General features: G+C 70.4%; 20 protein-coding genes and 1 tRNA gene. 11 read left to right on the forward strand and 10 right to left on the reverse strand.

Annotation, left to right across the window (positions count from 1 at the left end):
• Positions 1-51: 51 nt before the first annotated feature.
• Genes AB0F88_RS09525 through AB0F88_RS09535 form a run of 3 tightly spaced genes read left to right on the forward strand, consistent with a single transcriptional unit; the run spans position 52 to position 2823 of the window.
• On the forward strand, positions 52-1161 hold the full coding sequence (locus tag AB0F88_RS09525; protein ID WP_362679595.1) for an alanine racemase: 1110 nt from the start codon (positions 52-54) through the stop codon (positions 1159-1161).
• A 32-nt stretch (positions 1162-1193) separates the two neighbouring features.
• Complete coding sequence (locus AB0F88_RS09530; protein ID WP_362679598.1) at positions 1194-1580, forward strand: Rid family detoxifying hydrolase; 387 nt, start codon at positions 1194-1196, stop codon at positions 1578-1580.
• Positions 1581-1611: 31 nt separating this feature from the next.
• Positions 1612-2823, forward strand: a complete 1212-nt coding sequence (locus tag AB0F88_RS09535) for a hypothetical protein (protein ID WP_362679601.1) — start codon at positions 1612-1614, stop codon at positions 2821-2823.
• Positions 2824-2865: 42 nt separating this feature from the next.
• On the opposite strand, the gene AB0F88_RS09540 is transcribed toward AB0F88_RS09535, so the two are convergent.
• Positions 2866-3420 carry a TetR/AcrR family transcriptional regulator gene (locus tag AB0F88_RS09540; RefSeq protein WP_362679604.1) on the reverse strand — a complete coding sequence of 185 codons (555 nt, stop codon included), beginning with the start codon at positions 3418-3420 and terminating at the stop codon, positions 2866-2868.
• Between the two features lie 115 nt (positions 3421-3535).
• Between AB0F88_RS09540 and AB0F88_RS09545 the strand changes: the two genes are divergently transcribed.
• Positions 3536-4273 carry an alpha/beta hydrolase gene (locus AB0F88_RS09545; protein WP_362679608.1) on the forward strand — a complete coding sequence of 246 codons (738 nt, stop codon included), beginning with the start codon at positions 3536-3538 and terminating at the stop codon, positions 4271-4273.
• A 5-nt stretch (positions 4274-4278) separates the two neighbouring features.
• Here the strand turns inward: AB0F88_RS09545 and AB0F88_RS09550 are convergent, their stop codons facing one another.
• Entirely contained in the window at positions 4279-4899 is a 621-nt protein-coding gene (locus tag AB0F88_RS09550; protein ID WP_362679611.1) for a LysE family translocator, read from the reverse strand.
• Positions 4900-5055: 156 nt separating this feature from the next.
• Between AB0F88_RS09550 and AB0F88_RS09555 the strand changes: the two genes are divergently transcribed.
• A complete protein-coding gene (locus tag AB0F88_RS09555) occupies positions 5056-7833 on the forward strand; it encodes an AAA family ATPase (RefSeq protein ID WP_362679614.1) in 2778 nt (925 codons plus the stop codon).
• Between the two features lie 121 nt (positions 7834-7954).
• On the opposite strand, the gene AB0F88_RS09560 is transcribed toward AB0F88_RS09555, so the two are convergent.
• The 7 genes from AB0F88_RS09560 to AB0F88_RS09590 form a co-directional block, all read right to left on the reverse strand.
• A complete protein-coding gene (locus AB0F88_RS09560) occupies positions 7955-8335 on the reverse strand; it encodes a response regulator (protein WP_362680612.1) in 381 nt (126 codons plus the stop codon).
• A 341-nt stretch (positions 8336-8676) separates the two neighbouring features.
• Entirely contained in the window at positions 8677-9678 is a 1002-nt protein-coding gene (locus AB0F88_RS09565; protein WP_362679617.1) for a serine hydrolase domain-containing protein, read from the reverse strand.
• Between the two features lie 141 nt (positions 9679-9819).
• A complete protein-coding gene (locus AB0F88_RS09570) occupies positions 9820-10341 on the reverse strand; it encodes a hypothetical protein (RefSeq protein WP_362679620.1) in 522 nt (173 codons plus the stop codon).
• Between the two features lie 148 nt (positions 10342-10489).
• Entirely contained in the window at positions 10490-11296 is an 807-nt protein-coding gene (locus AB0F88_RS09575) for a class I SAM-dependent methyltransferase (protein WP_362679623.1), read from the reverse strand.
• Between the two features lie 112 nt (positions 11297-11408).
• On the reverse strand, positions 11409-11981 hold the full coding sequence (locus AB0F88_RS09580; RefSeq protein ID WP_362679626.1) for an RICIN domain-containing protein: 573 nt from the start codon (positions 11979-11981) through the stop codon (positions 11409-11411).
• A gap of 46 nt (positions 11982-12027) precedes the next feature.
• Positions 12028-14805 carry an AAA family ATPase gene (locus AB0F88_RS09585; RefSeq protein WP_362679629.1) on the reverse strand — a complete coding sequence of 926 codons (2778 nt, stop codon included), beginning with the start codon at positions 14803-14805 and terminating at the stop codon, positions 12028-12030.
• A gap of 464 nt (positions 14806-15269) precedes the next feature.
• Complete coding sequence (locus AB0F88_RS09590; protein ID WP_362679632.1) at positions 15270-15761, reverse strand: DUF397 domain-containing protein; 492 nt, start codon at positions 15759-15761, stop codon at positions 15270-15272.
• Positions 15762-17031: 1270 nt separating this feature from the next.
• On the opposite strand from AB0F88_RS09590, the gene AB0F88_RS09595 reads away from it, so the two are divergent.
• The 4 genes from AB0F88_RS09595 to AB0F88_RS09610 all read left to right on the forward strand — a co-directional run bounded on the left by AB0F88_RS09595 (position 17032) and on the right by AB0F88_RS09610 (position 19787).
• Positions 17032-17451: a C40 family peptidase gene (locus AB0F88_RS09595; protein WP_362679635.1), complete on the forward strand. Its 420-nt coding sequence runs from the start codon at positions 17032-17034 to the stop codon at positions 17449-17451.
• A gap of 243 nt (positions 17452-17694) precedes the next feature.
• Positions 17695-17769 (forward strand) — tRNA-Arg (locus AB0F88_RS09600).
• A gap of 52 nt (positions 17770-17821) precedes the next feature.
• Entirely contained in the window at positions 17822-18055 is a 234-nt protein-coding gene (locus AB0F88_RS09605) for a hypothetical protein (RefSeq protein WP_362679638.1), read from the forward strand.
• A 466-nt stretch (positions 18056-18521) separates the two neighbouring features.
• Positions 18522-19787, forward strand: coding sequence for a hypothetical protein (locus AB0F88_RS09610; protein WP_362679641.1), 1266 nt, complete (start codon positions 18522-18524; stop codon positions 19785-19787).
• A gap of 10 nt (positions 19788-19797) precedes the next feature.
• On the opposite strand, the gene AB0F88_RS09615 is transcribed toward AB0F88_RS09610, so the two are convergent.
• Positions 19798-20307 carry a hypothetical protein gene (locus tag AB0F88_RS09615; RefSeq protein WP_362679644.1) on the reverse strand — a complete coding sequence of 170 codons (510 nt, stop codon included), beginning with the start codon at positions 20305-20307 and terminating at the stop codon, positions 19798-19800.
• A gap of 372 nt (positions 20308-20679) precedes the next feature.
• On the opposite strand from AB0F88_RS09615, the gene AB0F88_RS09620 reads away from it, so the two are divergent.
• Together AB0F88_RS09620 and AB0F88_RS09625 are read left to right on the forward strand one after the other, a co-directional pair.
• Positions 20680-21009, forward strand: coding sequence for a trypco2 family protein (locus AB0F88_RS09620; protein WP_362679647.1), 330 nt, complete (start codon positions 20680-20682; stop codon positions 21007-21009).
• Positions 21010-21117: 108 nt separating this feature from the next.
• Positions 21118-23592, forward strand: a 2475-nt coding sequence (locus AB0F88_RS09625) for a tetratricopeptide repeat protein (protein WP_362679650.1), incomplete at its 3' end; no start/stop codon positions are given.

Raw genomic sequence — 23592 nt, forward strand, 5'->3', positions numbered from 1 at the left:
GGCGGCCGGCGAGCCGGCGGATCCGCCGAGGCGACCAGAGGGGGACGGGACGTGAAGGGGATCGTGGATCCCGGGGCCGCGCTGGGGGCCTCGCTGTTCGGCGGGGCGTTCACCTTCCCCGTGATGGTGGCCCACCGGAGCGCGCTGCGGCACAACATCGCGACCCTCGCGGCCTTCACCCGGGAGTACGGGCTCACCTTCGCCCCGCACGCCAAGACCACCATGTCGCCCGAACTCGTCAGGGCACAGCTCAACGCGGGCGCGTGGGGGCTCACGGTCGCCACCCCCAGCCAGGCGCTCACCCTGCGCGAGTTCGGCGTCTCCCGGATCGTCCTCGCCAACCAGGTCTTCGACCCGGCCGGGCTGTCGGCCCTCGCCGCCCAGCTGGCCACAGATCCCGCGTTCGAGTTCCTCTGCTTCGTCGACTCGACGGCCGGGGTCGAGGCGCTCTCCCGGCACGCCGGGGCCCGGCCGTTCCGCGTGCTGGCCGAGCTCGGCCACGAGGGCGGGCGGGGCGGCAGCCGTACCCTCGCCCAGCTGCTGGAGGTCGCCTCGGCGGCGCAGGCCGCCGAGGGCGTGGAGCTCGCGGGCGTCGCCGGGTACGAGGGATCGCTGGGGTCGGCGGAGGAGGTGCGGGCCTATCTGCACCGGCTGCTGGAGGCGCTGGAGCACCTGCGGGTGCGCGACCCGATCCTGTCGGTGGGCGGCAGCCAGTGGTTCGACGTGATCGGCCGTGAGCTCGCCGCCTGCCAGGCCAGGGTCATGCTGCGCAGCGGCGCCTACGTCTCCCACGACGACGGCTACTACCGCGAGCGCACCCCGTACACCCGGATCGACGGGGAGCTGCGCGCGGCGCTGGAGATCTGGGCGCACGTGCTGAGCGTCCCCGAGCCCGGCCTGGCCGTGGTCGGGTTCGGCAAGCGCGACGCCCCCTTCGACGAGGGGCCGCCGATCCCGCGCGGAGCCGTCGCGGACGCGACGGTGCTCAAGGTCCAGGACCAGCACACCCTCCTGAGGCTGGCGCCGGGCTCGCCGGTGAAGCCGGGGGACCTGGTGTCGTTCGGCATCTCCCACCCGTGCACCGCCTTCGACAAGTGGCGGACCATGCCGGTGGTCGACGAGGAGTATGTCGTCGTCGATCTGATAAACACCTTTTTCTGATTTCTTGTTCTTCGTTGTTGAGGATTGGTGAGATGAGCGACAAGCAGGAGCTGAGGACCGACGAGGGCGCCGCGCCCGTCGGGGCGTACTCGCAGGGCCTCGTGGTCGGCGACTTCGTCTACACCTCGGGCATGGGGCCGCTCAGCCCCGAGACCGGCGAGGTCGTCGGGACCGACGTGGCCGAGCAGACCCACCAGGTGATGCGCAACCTCGGCGCGATCCTCGCGGCGCACGGGCTCGGCTTCGACGACGTGGTGAAGTCGACCGTGCACCTGGAGCACCTCAAGCGTGACTTCGCCGCCTACAACGAGGTGTACAAGTCGTATTTCACCCGCCCGTACCCGGTCCGCACGACCGTCGGCTCTGACCTGATGGACATCCTCGTCGAGATCGACTTCGTGGCCTACAAGCCGCGTTAGAGTCTGACCGACTTCGTGGGAGGGCGGCGGCTTGGACAGCTCGCTATACGTCTACGTCGAGGACGTGCGCGGGGAGGGCCTCGACGCGGTCCTCGACCGGATCGCCGGATACGGCGTGACGGGCGTGACCGTGGCCGCGGCCTACCACCGTGCCCGTGACGTCACCCCGCACGGCCGCTCCCGGGTGACGCTCCGCAGGGACGGCGCGCACTTCACGCCGCCCGCCGACCTGTTCGGCGGGCTGCGGCTGGTCCCGCCCGTCCAGGACGGGGCCGGGGACGAGCCGCTGGCCGCCCTGCGCCGGGCCACCGCCGAGCGCGGGCTCGCGCTGCACGGCTGGACCGTCTTCCTGCAGAACACCACGCTCGGCCTGGCCGACCCGGACGTGACCGTACGCAACTGCTTCGGCGACCGCGGCTCGCCCGCCGACCTGTGCCCCTCCCACCCCGACGTGCGCCTGTACGCGGTCGCGCTGGGCCGGGCGGTGGCCAGGCAGGGTGTCGACAGCGTGGTGGCCGAGGCGCTGCACTTCGGCACCTTCGGCCACGGCTACCACCACGAGCGCAGTTTCGTCCCGCTCGGGCCGATGGACGCGTTCCTGCTCGGCCTGTGCTTCTGCGGCTTCTGCATGCGCCGCGCCGCCGACCTGGGCGTCAACGCGGAGGTGGCGCGCGAGGAGTGCTCCAGGATCGTGGGCGCCGTGCTCGACGGCGACCCTCCCGCCCAGGGCGAGGTGACCCGCGCCGCCCTGACCGCGTACGCGGGGCCCGAGGTGGTCGCCTACGCGCGGGCCCGCTCCGAGGTGGTGACCTCGCTGGTCTCCGAGGTCTCCACCGCCGTCACCGACGAGGGCTCGCGCCTCGTCTTCCTCGACGCCACCGGCGCGGTCAAGGGCTACACCGACGGCCTGCCCTCACCGGGGCTCGCCGCGCACGACTCCTGGCAGCTCGGCGTCGACCTGGTCGCCCTCGGCGACCTGGTGCCCTCGCTCGGCGTGCTCGCCTACGCCCGCGACGCGGCCAGGGTGGCCGACGACGTGGTCGCCTACCGGCGCTCCACGGGCAAGGACAAGGAGCTGCGGGTCGTCCTGCGGCCGGGCCTGCCCGACACCGACTCGGCGGACCGCCTCGCCGCCAAGGTCCGCGCCGTGCGGGCCTCGGGAGCCGACGCGGTCGACTTCTACGCGTACGGGCTCATGCCCTACCCGATCCTGGACCGCATCCCGGGCGCGCTCTCCGCCTGAGACCGGCCCGATCCGGCTCGCGGCCGGGCTCGCCGGGCGGGTTCACGACGCGCGGGCGCCGTCCAGGACGGTGCTCACGGCGCGGGCGGCGAAGCCGTCGTCGAGGGGCAGGCCGCGGAAGACCGCGCGCAGCCAGACCGCTCCGGCGAGCAGGTCGACGATCAGCATGGTGTCGGCCTCGGCGGACAGCTCGCCGCGCCGCCGCGCGCGCTCGAAGACGGCCTCCTCCCGTGCGAACCGGTCGGCGAAGAAGTGCCGGGCCGCCTCGGCCAGCTCGGGGTGGTGGACGGCGGCACCGAGGGCCGCCACCGCGACGTCCGAGGCGGGAGGACGGGTGAGCAGGGCGGCCATCCCGCCGACCAGGGCCTCCAGGTCCCCCCTGAGGTCGCCGGTGTCCGGGGGCTCCATCGCGAGCAGGTCGGCCTCGACCAGGGCGGCGGCCAGCAGCGCCGCCTTCGACGGCCACCACCGGTAGATCGTGGTCTTGTTGACCCCCGACCGCTCGGCCACCCCCTCCACCGTCAGGCCCTCATAGCCCTTGGCGGCGAGCAGTTCGAGCGTCGCCTGGAAGATCTGCTGTTCCTTGCGCGGTGCCATGCGAGCGACTATAGCAACGCAACGGTGCGTTGTGTTTTAATCGAGGCACTTCCCTGACCGAGGGGTTCCCGACCTGGACACCCCTTTGATCGGGACGACTCTCTGGAGGCGTGCCATGCTCCCCGTCGTTCTCGTTCACGGCATCCGGATCAGCGCGACCATGTGGGGTCCCGTCGTCTCCCACCTCTCCCGTCACGGCCGCCCCGCGACGGCCGTGGACCTGCCCGGCCACGGCACCCGCGCGGGCGAGCCGTTCACGATGGACGCGGCGACGTCGGCGGTCGCGGACGCCGTCGACGCCCTGGGCGGCCGGGCTCTCGTGGCCGGGCTCTCCCTCGGCGGATACGTCGGCATCGCCGTCGCCGAACGCTTCCCCGAGCGGGTGGCCGGACTGATGGCCATCGGATGCACCGCCCTCGGCTCGGCGGCCGGGCCTCACCGGTTCGCCGCCTCGCTCGCCGCGCGCAACCCGTCGCTCGCGAACCGGATCAGCGCCTACGGCCTCCGCCGCCTCCTGCCGGGTCCCGCCGGGGAGGCGATGGTGGCGGGAGGACTCTTCTGCGAGGTGATGCCCCAGGTCGTCGACGCCGTCGCCGGTCACGACCAGCTCGCGGCGCTGGCCGCGTACCCGGGACGCGTGTGGCTGGTCAACGGCACCCGGGACCCGTTCCGGGTGAACGAACGCGACTTCCTGCGCGCCTGCCGGAACGGGCGGCTGATCCTCGTTCCCCGCCGGGGCCACCTGGGCGTGATGGCGGCCCCGGGACCGCTGGCCAGGCTGGTGGGCGACCTGTGCGACCAGGTGGACCACTGCTCGTACGTTCAGGCGGCCTCGCGTGTTCGGACGATCTAGCGCGTTCAGGCAGAGCGGCCGGAGAGCGCGGTCGCGACGCCGAGACCCAGGTAGACGACGCCGCTGAACCGGCCGATCAGGGGCGCCCTGCTCCTCAGCCGCCCGCCGACGGCGCCCGCCGCCATGGCGTAGATCATGTCGGAGAGCAGGCCCAGGAGCAGCAGGGTTCCCCCCAGGACGGCGATCTGCAGCGGCACCGCGCCCGCCTCGGGCTCCACGAACTGGGGCAGGAACGCGAGGAAGAAGAGGATCACCTTGGGATTGAGCACGTTGACGACCACGCCCTCGAGGAAGATCGCCCGAAGCGGCTGCGGGACGGCCTCCCGGCTGGTGAGCTCCTGCCTGCTCGTCAGCGCCCGGATGCCCAGATAGACCAGGTAGGCCACGCCGGCCCACTTGATCACGTTGAACAGGGTCGCCGATCGCGCGATCACGTACGACAGACCGGCCGCCGCCGCGGCGATGTGCACCAGCGTGCCCACCTCGACGCCGAACGCGCTCGCCACACCGGCGGCCCGGCCCTGCGAGACGGCGCGGGTGATGATGTAGATGTGGTTCGGGCCCGGTACCAGGACCAGGGCCAGCGAGGCGAGCGAGAAGATCAACAATGTGGACGGCGAGATCATGCCCCGACCCTAAGGTCGTCCCGGTCCTCGCCGTCAGGGCCAATGCCCGGACCCTTTGGTGTACCAATCGGTCCCTGTTCGTTCCCTGGTGGGATACCAATAGGCCCCGCGACCGGAATGTCGATTACGTCGGTACCTCATGCGATACTCGCCGACGTGGGGTGGCAAAGCGCGCGGGGTGTCCTGATCGGGCGGTCGGTTGAGCTCGATCGCCTCACCGCCGTGCTCGACACCGCGGCCACGGGGCAGGCGGGGGTGGCCCTCGTGGGAGGTGACGCGGGCATCGGCAAGACCCGTCTGATCACCGAGCTGGCCGAGCGTGCCGAGGCCGCCGGATTCGCCGTGCTCATCGGCCAGTGCGCCGAACTCGGCGACGCCCTCCCCTACCTCCCGCTCGCCGACGCCCTGCGCTCGGCACGCGGGGAGCTGCGCGCGGCGCTCGACGCGCGGCCGGTCCTCGGCAGGCTGTTGCCCGGCGGCACCGACCCGGGCAGGGAGAGCACGTCAGGTCTGACGCAGCAGCAGCTCTTCGGCTCGGTGCTCGGCTTCCTGTCCACGCGGCCCGTGCTGCTCGTCCTCGAGGACCTGCACTGGGCCGACCAGTCCACCCGCGACCTGCTGGTCTTCCTCAGCCGGATGCTGCAGACCGAGCAGGTCTGCCTCGTCGGCACCTACCGCACCGACGACCTCCACCGCCGCCACCCGCTGCGGCGGGTCCTCGCCGAGCTCAAGCGCCTTCCCTCGGTGACGCCGGTGGAGCTGGAGCCTCTCGACCGCCACGAGATGACCGACTACCTGGCCGCGCTCGGCGGCACCGACGCCGGGGTGATGCGGAAGGTCGTCGACCGGGCCGAGGGCAATCCTTTCTACGCCCAGGAGCTGCTGGAGGCCGCCTCCGAGGGCTCCTCGATGCCCGACGGGCTGGCCGGCCTGCTGCTCTCCCGGGCGGAGCTGCTCTCCGACCCCGCGCAGCGGGTGCTCGGCGGCGCGGCCGTCGCGGGCCGCCGAGCCGACCACGACCTGCTCCAGCAGGCCTCCGGCCTCGACGACCTGGCCTTCGAGGAGGGCATGCGGGAGATCGTCTCGCGCGGCCTGCTCCGCCCCGACGGGGAGTACGGCTACGCCTTCCGGCACGCGCTGCTCCAGGAGGTCGTCTACAACGACCTGCTGCCCGGTGAGCGGACCAGGATGCACGCCGAGTTCGCCCGCCTGCTGACCGCCCGAGGGGGGTCGGCGGCCGAGCTCGCCCACCACTACCTGGCCGGTCACGACCTGCCAGGGGCGCTGACCGCGTCCGTGGAGGCCGGGCGGAGGGCCGAGCGGCTGGGGGCTCCCGCCGAGGCGCACCGCCACTTCGACCGGGCTCTCGGGCTCTGGGACCGGGTTCCCGACGCCGAGAGGCCGGCCGGGATCGACCACGTCGCCCTCGCCGCGCGCAGCGCCGCCGCCGCGGCCGACAGCGGCGACAACCACCGGGCGATCTCCCAGCTCCGGCGCCTCCCGCCCTCCGCCGAGATCAACGAGCGGCTGTCGTACTACCTCATCGAGACCGAAGACGTCGAGGGCTCGATCGCCGCCGCGTACGCGGCCGTCGAGGCGGCGCCGGAGGGGCCGGTGCTCGCCCGCGCGCTCGCGACCTACGCCCGCTCGCTCTACTGGACCGAGCGGCACGACGAGGTCGAGGCCCTGGCCGGCCGCGCCCTGGAGAGGGCCCGCGCGAGCGGCGCCGCCGACGCGGAGACCAGCGCGCTGATCACCCTTGCCGCCCTCGCCGCGCTCGCCGACGACATCTCCCGGGCCAAGGAACTGCTCGCCTGCGCGAGCGCCGAGAGCTCGGGCAACCTCGCCATCGACCTGCGGGCCATATTCACCTACGCCCGGGTCCAGTACGAGAGCGGCGACCTCGCCGAGGCGGCGATCACCACCGACCGGGGGCTGCGGCTCGCACGCGAGAGCGGCCTCAACTGGAGCACCTACGGCACCGACCTGCGCTTCCTGCGCCTCATGATCCACTATGTCGCGGGGGAGTGGGACCTGGCGGAGAAGGTCGCCTCCGGGTTCGCCGTCCGCGTCGGCACCCCGCCGGAGGCGCTCCTGTCGTCCTTCGCGCTCTTCGTCGAGGTGGCCAGGGGCCTGCCCGTCGTCGAGGACCGCCTGTCCTGGCTGAAGGACTTCTGGGCCGACGACGTCACGATCGTCGCCATGAGCCGCAGCCTGGCCGCCGAGCACGCCCTGTGGCGCGGCGACCCCGAGAGCGCGCTCGACCACGCCCGCGCGGGGCTCGACGCCATGCTTCCCAACGATCCCGCCGTGATCCGGCTCAGCAGCACCGCCCTGTGGGCGCTGACGGACCTGGGACGCCCCGACGAGGCGGACGCGTTCCTGGAGCGGGCCAGGGTGCCGGCCGCCGTCGGCCCCGGCTCCGTCCGGCGCGGCCCGCTCGGCCCCGAGGGGCTGGCCTGGCTGGCCAGGGCGGAGGCCGAACGCCACCGCGCGCACGGCCGCTTCGACGTCGCGGCGTGGCGCGCGGTGGCCGAGGCTTTCTCCGGCTTCGGGTTCGTCTACGAGGTCGCGCGCTCGCGATGGCGGCTGGCCGAGGCGCTGCTCGTCGAGGGCGACCGCGCGGCGGCCCTGGAGGAGTGGAAGCTCGCCGTCGAGGCCGCCGAGTCACTGGGCGCCCAGCCGCTCGGCGAGGCCCTGGCGGAGCTGGGACGCAGGGCGCGCTTCACCTCCGCGACGCCGACCGTGCTCACGGCCCGCGAGCAGGAGGTGCTCGCCCTGGTGGCCGAGGGCCTGCCCAACCGCGAGATCGGCGAGCGGCTGTTCATCGCGCAGAAGACGGTGAGCGTGCACGTCTCCAACATCCTGGGCAAGCTGGGTGTCTCCTCCCGCACCCAGGCGGCCGCCGTGGCCCACCGGGACGGCATGCTCTGACCCGCGTGGACCCCGTGGACCACGTGGACCACGTGGACCACGTGGCGTTGTGAGGGCCGGCCGGCATGGCCTCGTAAGGGCCGGCCGATGACGCGGCCCACGACGACATCGCCCCGTAAGGTCAGGCCTTGCCCTGGCCGCTGCGCGCGGTCAGGGCCAGCTCGCGGACGACCTGGATCAGCTCCGCCGGGTCGAAGGGTTTCGTGAGGTAGGCGTCGACCCCGATTCCGAGGCCTCGCCGCTTGTCGTCCTCCTGCGCCCGCGCGGTGATCAGGACCACCTTGATATGGCGGGTCCCCTCGTCGTTGCGCAGCCTGGTGGCGGTCATCCAGCCGTCCAGTCTGGGCATCATGACGTCCAGCGTGATGACGTCGGGCATCACGTCCAGCACCCGGTCCAGGCAATCTTGCCCGTCGGAGGCCGTATCCACCTGAAACCCCTCCAGGGTCAGGTTGACCGCGATGAGCTGCCGGATGACGTCGTCGTCATCCACTACCAACACCCTGCCCAGAACCTCTCCCACGGCGTGAGGCTAACTCCTCTCCCTCGCCACCGCGCGGGTTTCCGAGGATGTGTACGCACTGCTATCCGCAGGCGACAGGTGTTTCCCGTTTTCCCACGAGAACTCCGGGCGCGGCGGACACTTCGCGGGAGAGGCGGGAAGGCGGTCGAAGAGGGCTGGATGGGTGAAAAGGTGACGGATGCGGGAGATCCCAGACGCGGAGGGTGGGGAGCCGACGAGGCAGGAGGTCCCGGGCACGGGGGAGGGAAGGCGACGGGGGCGGAAGGTCCCGGACCCCGGCCGCGGCGGCCAAAGCGGCCGGGGCGGGCGGTGCCCGGTGATCATCGGCCTTCCTCCCCGGTGAGCCGGGCCAGCAGGTCGAACCCGTGGCGGTCCACCGAGACCGAGGTCGCGGACATGACGACCACACCGGTGCCCGCCGCGCGGTCGACTCCGAGCCATGTGCGGAACCCGCCGGTGCCGCCGTTGTGCCAGGTGATGGGACGCTTCTTCACTTCGACGGTGATCCACGCGGCGCCGACGCGCACCGCAGGGCCGGAGAGGTTCGCCACGGGATCGAGGGCCGCGACACCGGGGGCGGTGCCGTCGAGCAGGGCGGACGTCAGGCGCGCCATGTCCTCGATCGATGCCCGGATGCCACCCGCCGGTCCAATCGCCTCACCCGTCCACGGCTGCCGTACCCGTCCCGACCTGCTCCTGCCGATGATCGCGCCGGGCAGCAGCTCGTCCGGGCTTGAAGGCGTGTAGAACACGCCGAGCCCCAAGGGCTCGGCGACCCGCGTGCGGACGAGGTCGCGGTAGCTCGTCCCGGCCGCGTGCGCGATCGCGTGGCCGAGCAATTCGAACCCGAAGTTGGAATATCGGGCCCGCGGTTTCCCGACTCTCACTCCCTGGGCCTGGGCGAGGAGCTGTTCGAGGTCCTCACCGTAGGGATTCGTCCCGTGCCGCCACAGCGCGAGGGTCCGCCGCCACGGTTCCGCCGACCTGGGCAGGCTCGGCAGCCCCGAACGGTGCGTGCTGACCGACGCCAGCGTCACCTCCGCCACCGGTGTCCCGTCGAGCCGCAGGAACTCGCCGAGGGTCGACGCCGTACGGATCTCTCCGCGCGCGAGCGCGTCGGCGTAGAGCAGGCCCGTCACCCCCTTCGAGATCGAGCCGATCTCGAAATGCGCGCTCAGGGGCGCGCCCGCACTCGCCACCGTCGTCCCTTTGGGCGAGACCGTCGCGACCGCGATCACTGGGTGCCGGTCGCCCACGAGCTCACGGAGCCGCGCCGCGAGTTTTTCGTCACCGTACGAGTCCGTTGGCCGCCTGTCGTCCATGCGTCAACCATAGTTGACGCACATCTCGGCGGCAATCTCGGTGAGACATGGCTGCTTCGGCTGTTCTGTGCCTGCAGAGGGAACCTCACTCTCGCGGTTGGCCGGGTCGTTGATCCATGCCGCGGCGAGAGTGTGTCCGGATCAGGCCTCGCAGGAGTTCTCGGTTTCGGCGGTGCAGGTGTCGAAGCCGCTGACACCGTTGGCGACATCGATTCCGCCTTTGCCGTTCAGTGTGTCGTCTCCACCGCCGCCGTTGAGCCCGTCGCGGCCTGAACCGCCGGTCAGGGTGTCATTGTCACTCCCGCCCAAGATCGACGACTGCAACGAGGTGTTGTTGGTCACGCTGTCCTTGCCGCCGACGGTGGCCGCGTCGATGAACTGGATCGTGCTGCCGGTCCCGGCGCACTGCACCACGTTGGGACCTGACGTGACGCATCCGGCGCCGGCGCTCACCCCTGATGTGCTGTCCACGGTGACCTTGCCCTCAAGGATGTCGATCTTGATGGTGTCAGCGCCGGACGTGCCCGTGATGAACACCGTGCGGCTGCTGACATGGATGGTGGTGACGGCCGCGGCCTGCACGGGCGAGGCGGAGGCGGCGATAGTGATCAAGCTGGTCCCCGCCAGCGCCAGAGCGGTGAGGGAGCGGTGGATGAGCGACATGGTGATATCCCGTCTGATCGCTGAGGTTTGTACGTGCGTGAGCGTGTGGTGCGAGTGAGCAGGTGGTGTTACGGTCCGGCGATCGGTCATCGCGATCGGTCATCGCGATCGGGCGAGGTCCGTTGGGTCTCTCCTCTGCCCTCGCCGTTCAGGCGCGATGCAGGGGCTGCTTCGCATAGGTCACGGGGATGGAGGAGATGGGTTCGTCGAGTGCGGTGTCCGCCCGACGCCGGGCGACCGCGCGTACGTACCCGAGGTAGCGGCCGCGGTCGGCGGTGATGGCGTTGATTTCCGGCTCGTTGTCAGGTGCTACCGCCCGTTGCCATTCCAGCCAGTGCTTCCAGCCGTCCGTCATGGTGTCGGTGAGGTCCACGGAGGCGATGCCGCTGCGTTCCCAGTGGCGGTGCCACCAGCGGGCCGAGTGCAGGCAGGCCATGCTCGGCTCCCACCAGCCCCGCAGATGCTCGGGAACCGGCCCGTCGATCTCCTGGGTCAGTCCCGCGCCCGCGATGCCGATCTGGCCGCCCGGCCGGACGAACCGGGCCAGGTAGTTGAGATACAGGTCGTCGGTGCCGTAGTAGACGAAGGAGTCGATGCTGATGACGGCGTCGAAGAAGCCTGCCGCGAACGGCAGGGATCGGGCGTCGGCGTGGATCGGGAACACCGCGTGGCCGGCGCCGGCGTCGCGGATGCGGCGCAGTCGCTCGTCCGCACCGAACCACAGGTCCGTCGCCCAGACCTGGACGTCGAACTCGCGGTGCAGGAAGATCGATGACGCGCCGCGGCCGCAGCCCAGATCCAGCACCCGCATCCCGGGCTCCAGCGTCATCGCATGGGTGAGCCATTCGGTCAGCCAGAGTGAGTTGGCTCCGCCGCTGACGCTGGAGCGGATCCAGCCGGGGTGGTACCGCGAGGTTCGCGGGAACAGCGGGCTCGCCAAGGGGTCTTGTGGCATGGGTGTCGTTCTCCTCATGGTCGGGAGGGATGGTTGCGCCGTGCCCACATCGCCCGCTCCCTGCCGCCCGGGTAGGTCTGGGGGCCGACGCGGTGCTCGTCCGCGATCGTTGTCACAGCGTCGGCAGGAACTCGAACAGCTGGTTGCGGGCCCCGCCCTTGCAGGTGAACTGGATGATGTTCACGCTGTTCGCGGTGCCGGCGCTCGGAACGTCGAAGCACATGTTGAAGACGTGCCGCGGCCTGATGCTGTTCAGCGACGACCCGCCGTTGTCGAGCGCGAACCGCTGGTTCGAAGCGCCGGTGCAGTCGAACTGGATCACTCGCGCTCCCAGGGCCGTGCTGCCGCCTTGGATATCCAGGCACTTCGCGGTGACGTGGGTCGGCCGGATCTCGAAATCATTGCCGCTCACGCGGACCAGGCGGAATCTCTGGTTCGTGGCGCCGGTGCAGTCGTACTGGATCAGGTTGGCGCTGTTGGCGTGGCTGCCGTCTTGGACGTCCAGACACTTGTTGGTGGTGTGCAGTGGCCTGATCTTCACGATCTGGTCGGCGGTGGTTCCGGCTGAGGCCGGCGAGGCCGCACCGGCGAGGCCGGTGATGGCCGAGATGAGGAGTGCGGTGGCAGTGGCAATGTCGCGCACGTGGACGCCCTTGCCTTCCTTGACTGGTTGTGCAGTGGTCATGTCCTCCAGGGTCGCCGGGTCAGGGCCGGCTACGCGTCCGTGCCGACTACTGATGTTGGCCGGGCGCGTACGTACGCAACCGGTTCCGGTCGGCCGCGCCGGTCTTGGCCAGAAGCCGGCTGACGTGGGTTTCGACCGTGCGTACGGACAGGTACAGCCGTGCTGCGATCTGCGCGTTGCCCAGCCCCTCGGCCACCAGGGCGAGCACCTCGGCCTCCCTGCCCGTGACCCCGGCGGCGCGTAGCCGGGGCGGCACGGTCGTGCCCCCGCTGCGGCGGGACGGCGCACCTGCCTGCCTCAGCAGGTCCCGGCACTGCCGTGCCGGCGCCTCGTCACCGTTGAGCTCGTGCCAGGCCAGGTCGGCGCGCAGTCCGGGTACGGGATCGCCCCATCCCTCGCTCACCGCCGCAGTCCACACCGGCAGCCGCAGCAGTCGATGCCACCACGGATGCTCCTCAAGCGCAGCGTCCCCGCGGGCCAGCACCCGCATCGACTCCTCCGCCCTGCCCTCGCGTCCCGCGGCGACGGCGTCGGCATAGAGCAGCGCGCCCCGGTTGACCCGCCGGCGGCCCGCCCGGGCGTGGTGGAACACCGCGCGGGCGTCCCGCGGCTCGTGAGCGGTCACTTCGCGCAGCAGCACCCACAGCCCCCACCAGTGGGTGGGGGCCGCCGAGGCGTGACCGGCCAGGATCGCGGCGCCGTCATCCGCCTGCGTGGCCGCGCCCGGCAGGTCTCCGGTCACCACTGAGCAGATCGCGCGTACCAGGTCAAGGCCTGCTCGCACCTCCCGAGGCGCGTTGGGTCGAGCTCCGGCCCGGCGCAGCCATCGCTCCGCGCCGTCGCGGTCCCCGGCGCCTGCGCGGGCGGCGGCGACGAACAGCTCGGCGACCGCCTGGACGCTCGTCAGCCGCAGCCGTGCCGACAGCTCGGCACAGCCGCGGGCCACCGGCTCACCCACGCGGGGACCGTGCGCCACCAGCGCCAGATCGGCCACCAGCAGGTCGATCGACGCCAGCTGCCCCAGCAGCCCGGCGGACTCGGCGATCTCGCGGGCCTCGGCCAGCGCGGGCGGGTCCGGCTGGCCGCGCTGAACGGCGGCCAGGTGGAAAAGGGCGGACACGCGCAGCGGCGTCAGGCCGCGCTCGGCGGCCACCTGCACCGCCCGCCCGAACGCCACCCGCGCCGCAGCCGCATCACGATGGGCCAGGCAGCGCCCCTGCACCAGCAGCGCCCCCGCCAGAGACTCGCCATCACCTGCGCGCTCGGCCTCGCGGACCGCGTCGGCGGCGAGGGAGCCGGCGCGGTGCGGATCCCCCTCCCCGTAGGCGGCGTCGGCCCGCACGATGGCGAAACGCGGATCGTGCGGCCGGCCGGCTCGCTCGGCGTACTCGATCGCCGCCGCCCGGCGTCCGCCCACCACGCAGCCACGGGCCAGCTGCAGGCACAGCTCGACGTACTCGTCCCCGGTCGCGGTGCCGATGGCCTGTTCCCCGGTACGCAACGCCGCTTCCACCTCGCCGGCCAGCGTCAGCAGCCGGACCTGCTCGATGGCCCACGCGGTGCGGATCGCACCGGCGGCCTCCACCCGGGCCAGCAGCGCCCGCGCGCTGCGTAACGCCCCTCGGGCGAGATCGTGGCGGGCCAGCCGGAGCAGGATCCGGCCGGCCCGCTCACGCTCTCCCACCGCGGCCAGCAGTTCTGCGGCCCGTACGTCAGCCTCGCCAACGCCACCGCCGTCAAGCAGATCCGCGGCGCGTCGTGCTATCGCGGCCCGCTCCGGCGGCAGCAATCCCGCCAGCACCGCCTCCCGGGTGAGCGCGTGCCGCCAGGTCAGCTCCTCGGCCTCGGCCCGCAGCAGATGCGCGTGGGTGGCGGCGCGCAGGCCCGCCAGCAACACCGCCTCGTCCACTCGCGCCACCGAGGCCACCACGTCCCAGCCCAGGTCGACCCCCACCACCGCGGCTACGTGCAGCAACCGGCGGTGCTCACCGGCCAGGGCCGCCATCCGCTCACCGACGAGCGCCCGCAACGTCGGCGGCACCGCGATGTCGTTCAACGCCTCCCGCGGGGCGGCCAGATCCACGCCCGTCTCGCGCAGCCCCGCCGTCAGCTCCTCCACCAGCAGCGGCAGCCCGTCGCAGCGCTCCACCACGAACGAGGCGGTCGCCGCCGCGAGCGGCACACCGGCCCGATCGCCGGCCAGCTCGGCCACCTGGGCCGCGTCCAACCGAGCCGGACGCAGCACCCGCACGCCCGGCCGCCGGCCGATCCGCTCGATCTGATCGGCGGTACGCGGCTCCTCACGCGCCGCCCCACAGATCATGATCCGCTGGTCGACCACCTGGTCGACCAGGTATTCCAGGACCGCGAGCGTGTCGAGGTCTGCCCAGTGCAGGTCATCCAGAACCAGCAGGCAGCCGCGTCCTGCGCCGACCACGCGCAGCAGCCGCAGCACGCCCTCCCCCACCACTACGGCGGGATCCACCATCGTGTCGGCCTTCTCGGCATCGCCGGCCGACCCGAAATCGGGAATGATCCGCCCCAGCGCCGCCCGATACGGCCGCAGCTCGGCGTCCCCCGTGAGAGCGGCATCCCGCAACCGCCCGACCAACGCGGTGGCCAGCGCCCGGTACGTGCCCCCCGCCAGCACCGCCCGGCCCGCCAGCACCTCCATGCCCGCCGCCGACGCCCGGGCCGACGCCTCCGCCAGCAACCGCGATTTGCCGATGCCCGCCTCGCCGACGATCATCACGGCCGCACCACGGCCGTCGGCCGAAGCCTCGATGAGCTCCTCGATCACCGCGATGTCCGTGGCCCGACCCACGATCCGCTCCCCTGGCGGCTCCATCAATCCCACCAACTCCATACCCCCCTACCGCGAGCCCTGGATCACCTGGGTTGACGGCGGACAAAACCGATGCGAGGCACCCGTTCACCGTAAGACGGAAGAGAGCGTAGGGAACCTTCATGTGATCCTGCCGTGTTCGGCGCGCGTAAGCCCGAGGTCCTTCTCGCCCGAGATGCCGAACCTCTGGATCAAGCCCCTCCGCCCGGGCCGGTACCACCAGCCCCAAGTAACGAGAAAGACCAGATCAGAGCCTCCTGGCAGCCTTGATCAAGACGCGAGGCCATGACATTCCGCAGCCGTCTGGGATGCCGGTCTCCTCACGGGGCCGATGAACGGTCACGACGCGGTCCAGACTCCCCGTCAGCTGATCCTCGGCTCGTATTGCCACGCGGTCAGACTGCTTCGCGGCGGTTCTGGCCGCGCGGCACCCGTGGCCGGGGTCAGATTTCTCCGGTGCGGAGGCCTGTCAGGAAGTTGTTCCAGGCGGTGGGGGAGAAGGTCGGTGCGGGGCCGGCTGGGTCCCTGCTGTCACGGAACCGCGACGAGGAAGGCCGCGGATTCCTCGAAGGACGGCTCCGATTGTCTCGGTGAAAAATCTGGTTGAAGCCGCCCCAGCTCAGCTGGGAATGGCCAAGGTGCAGGACCAGACGAACCGGCTCGCCGCGTGCACACCTCGGGCGTATTCGGCCACGTGGCCGTCGGCCGTACGTTGGTACTGATCGTCTCGTTGCGACGTCGCAGGTCGGGGCGGCTGTCTTGATCCAGCTCCGCATCTCGCGCAGCGCGCCCAGCCCCGAGGCGTCCAGATCGAAGCGTTGCAGGGTGCGGCGGATCTGCGGTTCGTTGCGGCCGAGCGTGTCCGGTGCCCGGCCGAGCCCTCGCTCGAAGTCGTTCATCCGCTCGGGGTCGATCCCCGAGTATTCGCCGTTCACGCTCCGCGCCGGAGTCGCCGGGGAGCTCTGCGGCGCGGGGGAGGGTGTGGCGGGGGCCGGCTGAGCGGTGCCGGTCGGCAGGGCGGAGGGACGGAGGGGCGGAGGGGCGCGGGTCAGGGGCGGACTGGGGGGCGAGGGTGCGGGATACGGATGGGGCATGAGGACGCTGGACTCCAACTTGGTCCGTGAAGGTGGCAGCTCCAGCGAATGTATTAATTTCAAGCTGTCTATCTCGTAAAGATATTCATTGAAATAGGCATAATCGGTAGTTGTGTCGCTTTGAAATAGGTGCTCACCTGGGCGTAAGTACCCCCAGCTCATCGGTCTGTGGCACGCCACTCGGTCTGTGGCACGCCACGAGGGACTGCTTCAGGTCATGTCTGGATAGGTGGCGTTTTAGGGGGCCACCCGTAATCCGGTGGTGATGGTCCGGCGATGGATTTCCTTGTTCAACCGCTCCTGGGAGAGGGTCGCCGGGCTCTTGGATGCGACCCCATGGTTGTGGGCACCCACAAACTGCCGTTCCCGTCTCCCGCGTCCCCTCCGCCACGGGTGGAGTCGATCACTTCTCTGGCTGGATGGTCCACGCGTTATCCACAGAGTCGTGTTCGGCTCGTTGGCGATCACCTCCTCCCACCGATCCTGGGGCCTCGATCCTTCATCGAGCCCAAGGAGGGCGTGCGTGATCACGGCACTCGTCACCGTCACCATCCTCTCGGCGGCCCTAGCGGGAGGCTCCTCGTTTCCCGTGCCCCGCCTCTCCCCGGAAGCCTGCGACGCCTGGGACCGCCTCCTCTCCCTCTCCCCGGCAGCCCCGCCGGACGGCACTCCTCACTGGCTGCCGGAAGAGATCCGCGCCGCGCTGGCCGCCGCCTGCGAGCCACGGCCCCCGTTCTCTCCGGACGCGGGCGGCGGTCGGTCGATGTCCCCGCGAGGCTCCTTCCCGGCGCCGGACCCGGCTCCGGTTCCGGTCGGTGAACGGCCGCCGGGGCTCTCGGGAGCGGGCGCAGGGCGGGCGCCCGGCCCTTCCGATCCGGAACCGGGAGGGCCGGAGGAGCTCTCGGACACCGCGGATGTGTGGGCCGGCGCGTCCTCCTCAGCGGAACAGAGAGATCTCCCGGCCTCCTCCGGGCCGGAATCCTCGCCGGCGGGTGTCAAATGGCCGCAGCGCCCCTCTGAGGGGCGGAAAGCGCCCTCCAGCCGAGGGGTGGCGTCCCCTCCGGGGAAGGCCCTCCCCGGCGGGCGGGCGGCACCTTCACGAGGGAAGACGGTGTCCTCGCGCGAAGGCGCCTTGGCCCTGCGGGGCCGGATCGCGGCCGCCGCGGCACTCCGCCAGGTCGGCAGGCCATACATATGGGGTGGCGGTTCGAGCGCGGGCCCGACCGGTGGGGGCTTCGACTGCTCGGGGCTCGCCCTGCACGCCTGGGCCAAGGCGGGGGCCAGGCTCACCCACTACACCGGCACCCAGTTCAGGCAGGGCAGCCGGGTGCCCTTCTCCCGGCTACGTCCGGGAGATCTCGTCTTCTTCGGCGGAGGCAGCGGAGACCCCACCCACGTGGGCGTCTACGTCAAAGACGGTGTCATGGTCCACGCCCCCAAGACCGGCGACATCGTCAGGACGGCCGACTTCGCCGCCTCGCCCTATTACCTCTCCCGCTACCGAGGCGCCGTCCGCCCCACCCCGCGCTGACTCACCCTGTCCCGCCTGACTCGCCCTGTCCCGTCGGCCCGCCCCACCTGGCGCCGTCTCGCCCCCGTCCGGCGGCGCCTCGCCCCGCGCGGTTCGGGCCCGTGCCGCCCCGCCGGCGCCCGGCCGCCCCGATGACCTCTCACCCTAGGCTTTCCCGTCGCCCTCGACCTGCCTCGGAGATCACTTGCTTCCCTAACCGAGTGTCGGTTTCCCTCAGGATGCTGGTAATGTAATCACGCGTTGGCCCCCTTAGCTCAGGGGATAGAGCACCGGCCTCCGGAGCCGGGAGCGCAAGTTCGAATCTTGCAGGGGGCACCAACCGAAGGCCAGGTCAGACATCGTCTGACCTGGCCTTTCGCTTGCTCTGGCGGTGATCTGGTCTTGCCGCAGCGCCGCCGGCGAGCTCGCCGGTGCCTTCCACGGCCTCTACATCCCGATCCATCACAACGAGCACATCGCCGCGGCAGCGCTGCGAGCGGACAAGCGCCGGGTCCAGCGGGCCGGACGGTGGCTGGTGCGGCACAGTGGAGATCGATGCTCCGCCACCGTGGGGCTGGCCCTGCTCGCCACCGGTTGGGCCGAAGAAGACACCGCGCTGATCTAGACGATCGCACTGCTGTCGAACCGCTTCGGCCCGCTGGCCGTCGACGCCCTGCGGCGCCGCGGCACCGGCGAGCAGGCACTGCTGTGGCTCGCCGAGGGAGTCACCGGTTGGGGACGGGTCTACGTCGTCGAGGCGCTCTACAAGACGGGCGGCTGCCGAGCACGTTCATGGTTGCTGCGTCATGCCTGCGACGGCGCCTACCTCAACGGCTACTTCGCCGGAAAGATCGCCACTGCCGCGGCGCCGCCGGGCAGTCCGAAGGCCAGTCAGCCGTCATCCGACCTGGCCTTCGGATCGTTTCATGGCCACTCGGCCTTGCTGCGCGGTGACGGTCCTGGACACCGGATACGGAGCACGGCACCTCGAGGCATTACCGCGATCGTCATCCACGTGCAGCCGGCTCCATGAGTTGATCCCAGGCGATTGGGTCCAGTGGTAATTGTTCCGGAGGTGATGCCTATGGGTCATGAGCGCCTGCACTCATTATGTGTGGCCGGTGTCGTCGAATGCTATAAAACCTATCGCCGAGGATATTGACGATCTCGCCTCTGGGTTGGATCGTCAGGAAACCGGATGGATCGCGGCCTGCCAGGAAGTGAGGGAAGGCCGCTGCACTGGACGCAGGTTCGCCAACCGCACGGAGAACCAGGTCATGACGGTGTACGTGCCGATTGTCAAGGGGCGCGAGAGTGAGTTCTGGGCTCTTGAGAACATCCCTGAACGAGATCGCCCGCTTGTGAAGCCGATTCTTGAAGTGATTCCAGTTGGCCGAGATAAGGAAAAGAAAGAAACCCTGGTCGGGGATGTGCTTGATTTCGGGCAGAAGGTGGCCGAGAGAATTCCCGATGGTCTTCGCTTCGCCGTCGACTGTCAGTCACTTATCCGCCGCCATGGACACCCTGACACAGGGGGTGCGGTAGCACTGACGTCAGAGATCATCAGTGAGCTCGCCTACACCATGACGCCAGTGTTCCGGATCACCGACGACCCGAAGGACCTGACCGATGTTTCGCGTGCTGTACAACTCCACCGGCAAGGCGCATGCTTACGCTTGCCCTGGACGGGTGCTCGCGGCGCGGACAAGGACGCGAAACTGTCCGGTTTGCTGCGCTGGATGGGCCTCGCCTTCAACGAAGTGGACCTCCTGATTGACCTGTGGGCTGTCGAGTCCGGCCATGCTGTCAAGGCCAAGGTGCGGAGCGCTCGCGAAGCCCTGGCATGGGCGGCCAGGATGCCCTGGCGTTCGGTGACACTGGCCGCCGGAGCGTTCCCGAAGCCGGAGCTGGTGTCGGCCGTCCCGTTCGACATGCCGGACTGCGTTCCCCGATGGGATGCAAGGGTATGGATGGCTGCGGTACCGCTGTCCGATCGGAATGGGAAAATCCGATATGCCGACTACGGTACGGCCAATCCCCGAATGCCCTCCCCTTCATCCAGGGCTCGTCACCCGAAGCTGCTCTACACGGTCGAGGATCACTGGATGATCTATCGCTGCTCCAGAGGAGGAGGCCGAGGTGGGTTCGACTGCTTCCGGAAGTTGTGCGAGACGGTAATGGTCTCGGAAGGCTGGCCGCCGCAAGGAGCGGCGTTCTCCTGGGGTGACCAGCACATCAAGGACTTCGCTCAGGGCGGTGGAAGCCTGCCGAACACCCCGGTGTCCTGGCGGGCCTGCGCGCAGTCGCATCACATGGCCGTGATACGCCATCGCCTGGACCGCTTCCGAATACCTTGAGCGGAGCGGCTCAAGACGTAGTGAGATCGGGCAAGGCGGGGATGGAGCTGTCGATCGTCGCCTCCATCCAGGCCACGGTGGTGACGGCGACCTGTGCCAGATGCTCGTACAACCGTTCTCGATGCGCAGCACGCTCGGAGTGCGGGACGACGCGACCGACCTCGTGGGCCAAGTCGCCGACGACGCTCATGAGGTGAGCGAGCTTGCGCACGTCGGGCAGGCGAGAGTCGGCTGGGATGAGTTCGTCGTCGGTTTGCTGCGCACGCAACTGCTGGATATGCGCGAGGGCGCGCTGCAGCCGGAGGCGCTGGGCGTGGCCGGTGACCGCGTCGATGATGAACTGAGCGGTCTCCTTGGGCCGGTGGGCGTCACCGACCTCTATGTAGAGATCGTATTCGTCACCGTCGCCGGCGACGATCGCCCAGGTGCCGTCCTCGTGCTTGTCGGAGTTGGTGTCGCCGGGAACGACGCGCCAAGTCGCGAGATCGGCAGGGGGAAGATACTCATGCTCGGGGTCCATGGCGATGTCCTCTCCTTGAATGGACGATGAGCGATCCTGCGGGGGATCGGTCTCCCATGCTGCCGGGGATGGTCCGGCCGTTGGCCGGACGGACGATATCCGTCTGCATCGCCTACCTCCTTGACGTCCGGGCTCCGCCTGGGGACGCTCCCCTCACGGCGATGGCCTGCGTTCGGTGACCGTCCAGGAAACGATCGGGATCGTAGATGACGCGGCACTGGTCCCATGACGAACCTACTTGCCGGTAATCCGTTCGGATGGGGAAAACACCTGTGCTGTCAGAGCGTCTGCGTTTACGGTGATGACCCCCAAGGCGTGGCAGATGCGCCTGGTGGGAGAGAAAGAATCGCGGCGGGTGAGGGGCGGGCGAGGGTGGAGATCGAGCTGGCGGACGCGGTGCGGGCAATTCGTGATGAGCTGTTGGAGGCTGCGGTTCGCGGCGCCGACAGCGAGATCGCGTTCACTGCGGGGCCGATCGAGTTGGAATTCGCTGTGGAGCTCAAGGCCGATGCCAAGGCCAAGGGCGGGTTCAAGGCATGGGTGGTCTCCGGTGAGGCTGAGGCCGGCGTCGCGCGAGGTCGTACTCACCGAGTGATGGTGACCTTGACGCCCAAGCACCGAGACGGGGCTGACCTGTTGATCGCCGGCCGTCCAGATGCCCAAGCCGGACCGGTGAACACCTCGGGGCACATCGGCCGCTGAACGGCGCTTTCTGGCTCTCGGGACGGCCGCTTTCGTCGTCCTGCAGGGTGAAAGTCACACCGGTGCAGGTAGGTGGAGCAGGGACGAGGGCAGATGCGGAACACACGCGTGGTGACGGTCAACGGCCCAGCCGCTCCGGGCTCGGGCTATGTGATCGCGCCTGGTCTGGTGCTGACGTCGGCGCATGTGACCGGCGATCTGGATACGAGTGTGACGGTGTCCGCCGTCGCCGCTGACCGGGCGAGCGGTGGGACAGTGGTCTGGCGGGGCACGTCGGGCGGCCGTGACGACGCCGCTCTGGTCCGGGTGGACGATCCGGTCTGGCAGCGCGTTGCGCCGGTGCGGTGGGGCCGTACGGTCACCTACCGGCCCGGCATCGACTGCTGGGCGTGGGGACGCCCGGAACTGGTGCAGCGTCCCGGTGCTCCGGTGGAGTGGCTGCAGCCGTCCGGGACGATCAATCCCGGGGACCGCTACACCGGGGACCGGTACGTGATGACCTTGCACGGCCATCCGCCGGAGTCGGCAGCCGGCGGCTTCTCGCCGTGGGGCGGGTTGTCGGGGGCAGCGCTGTGGTGCGGTGACCTGCTGGCCGGGGTGATGGTACTCGATCCGCGCGAGCGGGCGCATGCGTATCTGGAGGCCGTACCGGCCTACGTGCTACACCGCGATGCGGGGTTTCGGGCGGTGCTGGCTGCGCACACCGGCCAGGCCAGCACCGCGCTGGAGCCGATCGAGTACCAGCAACTGATCGAGATCGCCGGACCGGTTCCCGCGACATCGGTGACATCGGCGGCAGCGCTGCTGCGGGCTCGCCGTCAGGTGGTGCCTTTCCTCGGCAGGGAAGAGCTGCGGGAGAGCCTGCACGCGTGGGCAAGCCTGCCGGGGTTCGGAGCCCAGCTGGTCTGCGCCGGGGGTGGCCACGGCAAGACACGCCTGGCTCAGCAGTTCGCGGGCGAGTTGGCCGATACGGGCTGGGCGGTGCTGTGGCTGACGGCCCGCGCGTCCGAACCGGATCTGGAAGCGATCAAGAACGCTACGACCGCCCTGGTGCTCGTGGTCGACTACGCCGAGTCCCGCATCGACCAGCTCGCGGCGCTGCTGCGGGCCTGCGCCCGTCATGACGGGGCCTCGCCGCTGAAGTTGCTGCTGCTGGCCCGCACCGCAGGTCCATGGTGGCGGACTCTGCAGGAAAGCTGCCCGGAGGCCGAGATCCTGCTGGGGGATACGCCGGTCACGCCGCTGCCTCCGCTGGAGCCTGATCCCGTTCCCCGCAGGCAGGCCTACCGGCAGGCAGCGCTGGCGTTCGCGGACGCGTTGTCACAGGCCCCCGGCGGCACCGGGGTGTCCTGGGCGAACCTCGCCGAGTCCCGGCCCGGCCCGCCACCCGGCCTGGCCGGGCTGGACAACGCGCTGACGTTGCACATGACCGCGCTGGCCGACCTGCTGGACGCCGCCGCCTCCATGACCGACACGCCTCCTGGGCAATCCGGCGAAGACACGTCATCAGCTCTGTCCGATCTCGGAACAACGGCGCTTAGCGCGGCGAGTCAGGTTGAGGACCGATTGCTGGTCCATGAGCGTCGGTACTGGACGACGCTTGCCATCGCCCATGGCCTGCACCCCGCCCGCTCTGCCCGCCCGCTCTCCGAGACCTTGATCGACGCGCTGACCGCCGCCCTCATCCTGGGAGCCGGAACCCGGGCCGAGGCCGATGCGCTGCTCGGCCGGATACCCGGCCTGCAAGACGCCGATCGCGACCGGCTTGGTGACATCCGTACCTGGATAGCCGCCCTGTGCCCGCCACTGCCCGGCGGCGTGTGGGGGACCTTTGAACCCGACCGATTGGCCGAACGCTGGTGGGGCCGACGTATGCAGGCCGAGCCCGGGTTGGCCGCCCACCTGGCGGCTGCGATCGCCCCGGAGCAGGCTGCCCGCCTGCTGACCGTGTATGCCCGTGCCGCCGCCCATCCGATCTTCGCGGGTGATCTGGACGACGGACTGATCGAGTTGTGCATGCGGCACTGGCGGGTTTTGGCCGAGCCGGCGATCCAGATCGCCACCCAAGTAGAGGTGCCCCGCCCACTACTGCAGGCGCTGCATCGACTTCTTGATGAGGCACCCGTCGACCCAGCTGACCTACGGCACTGGTCCGACCAGCTCCCGGAATCTAGCCAAGCTCTGGTGGAATGGGCCGCTCACCTGACCGGGCGCCTGACCAGCCATTACCGCAACAGTGATGACATAGCCGGCTTGGCGGTGAGCTTGAACAACCAGTCGATCCAATTGGCGGACCTGGGGCGGTGGGAGGAGGCGTTGGAGATGATCACCGAGGCGGTTGAGATTCGGCGGCGGTTGGCTGAGGCGCGCCCTGATGCGTTCCTGCCCAGCCTGGTGACGAGTTTGAACAATCGGTCGATTCGGCTGGGGGAGCTGGGACAGCGGGAGGAGGCGTTGGAGGTGGTCACCGAGGCTGCCGGTATCCATCGGCGGTTGGCTGAGGCGCGCCCTGATGCGTTCCTGCCCAGCCTGGCGGCGAGTTTGAACAATCGGTCGGGCCAACTGGGGGAGCTGGGACAGCGG

Origin of the sequence: Streptosporangium sp. NPDC023963, assembly GCF_040639135.1 — a bacterium.
Classification (GTDB): Bacteria; Actinomycetota; Actinomycetes; order Streptosporangiales; family Streptosporangiaceae; genus Streptosporangium.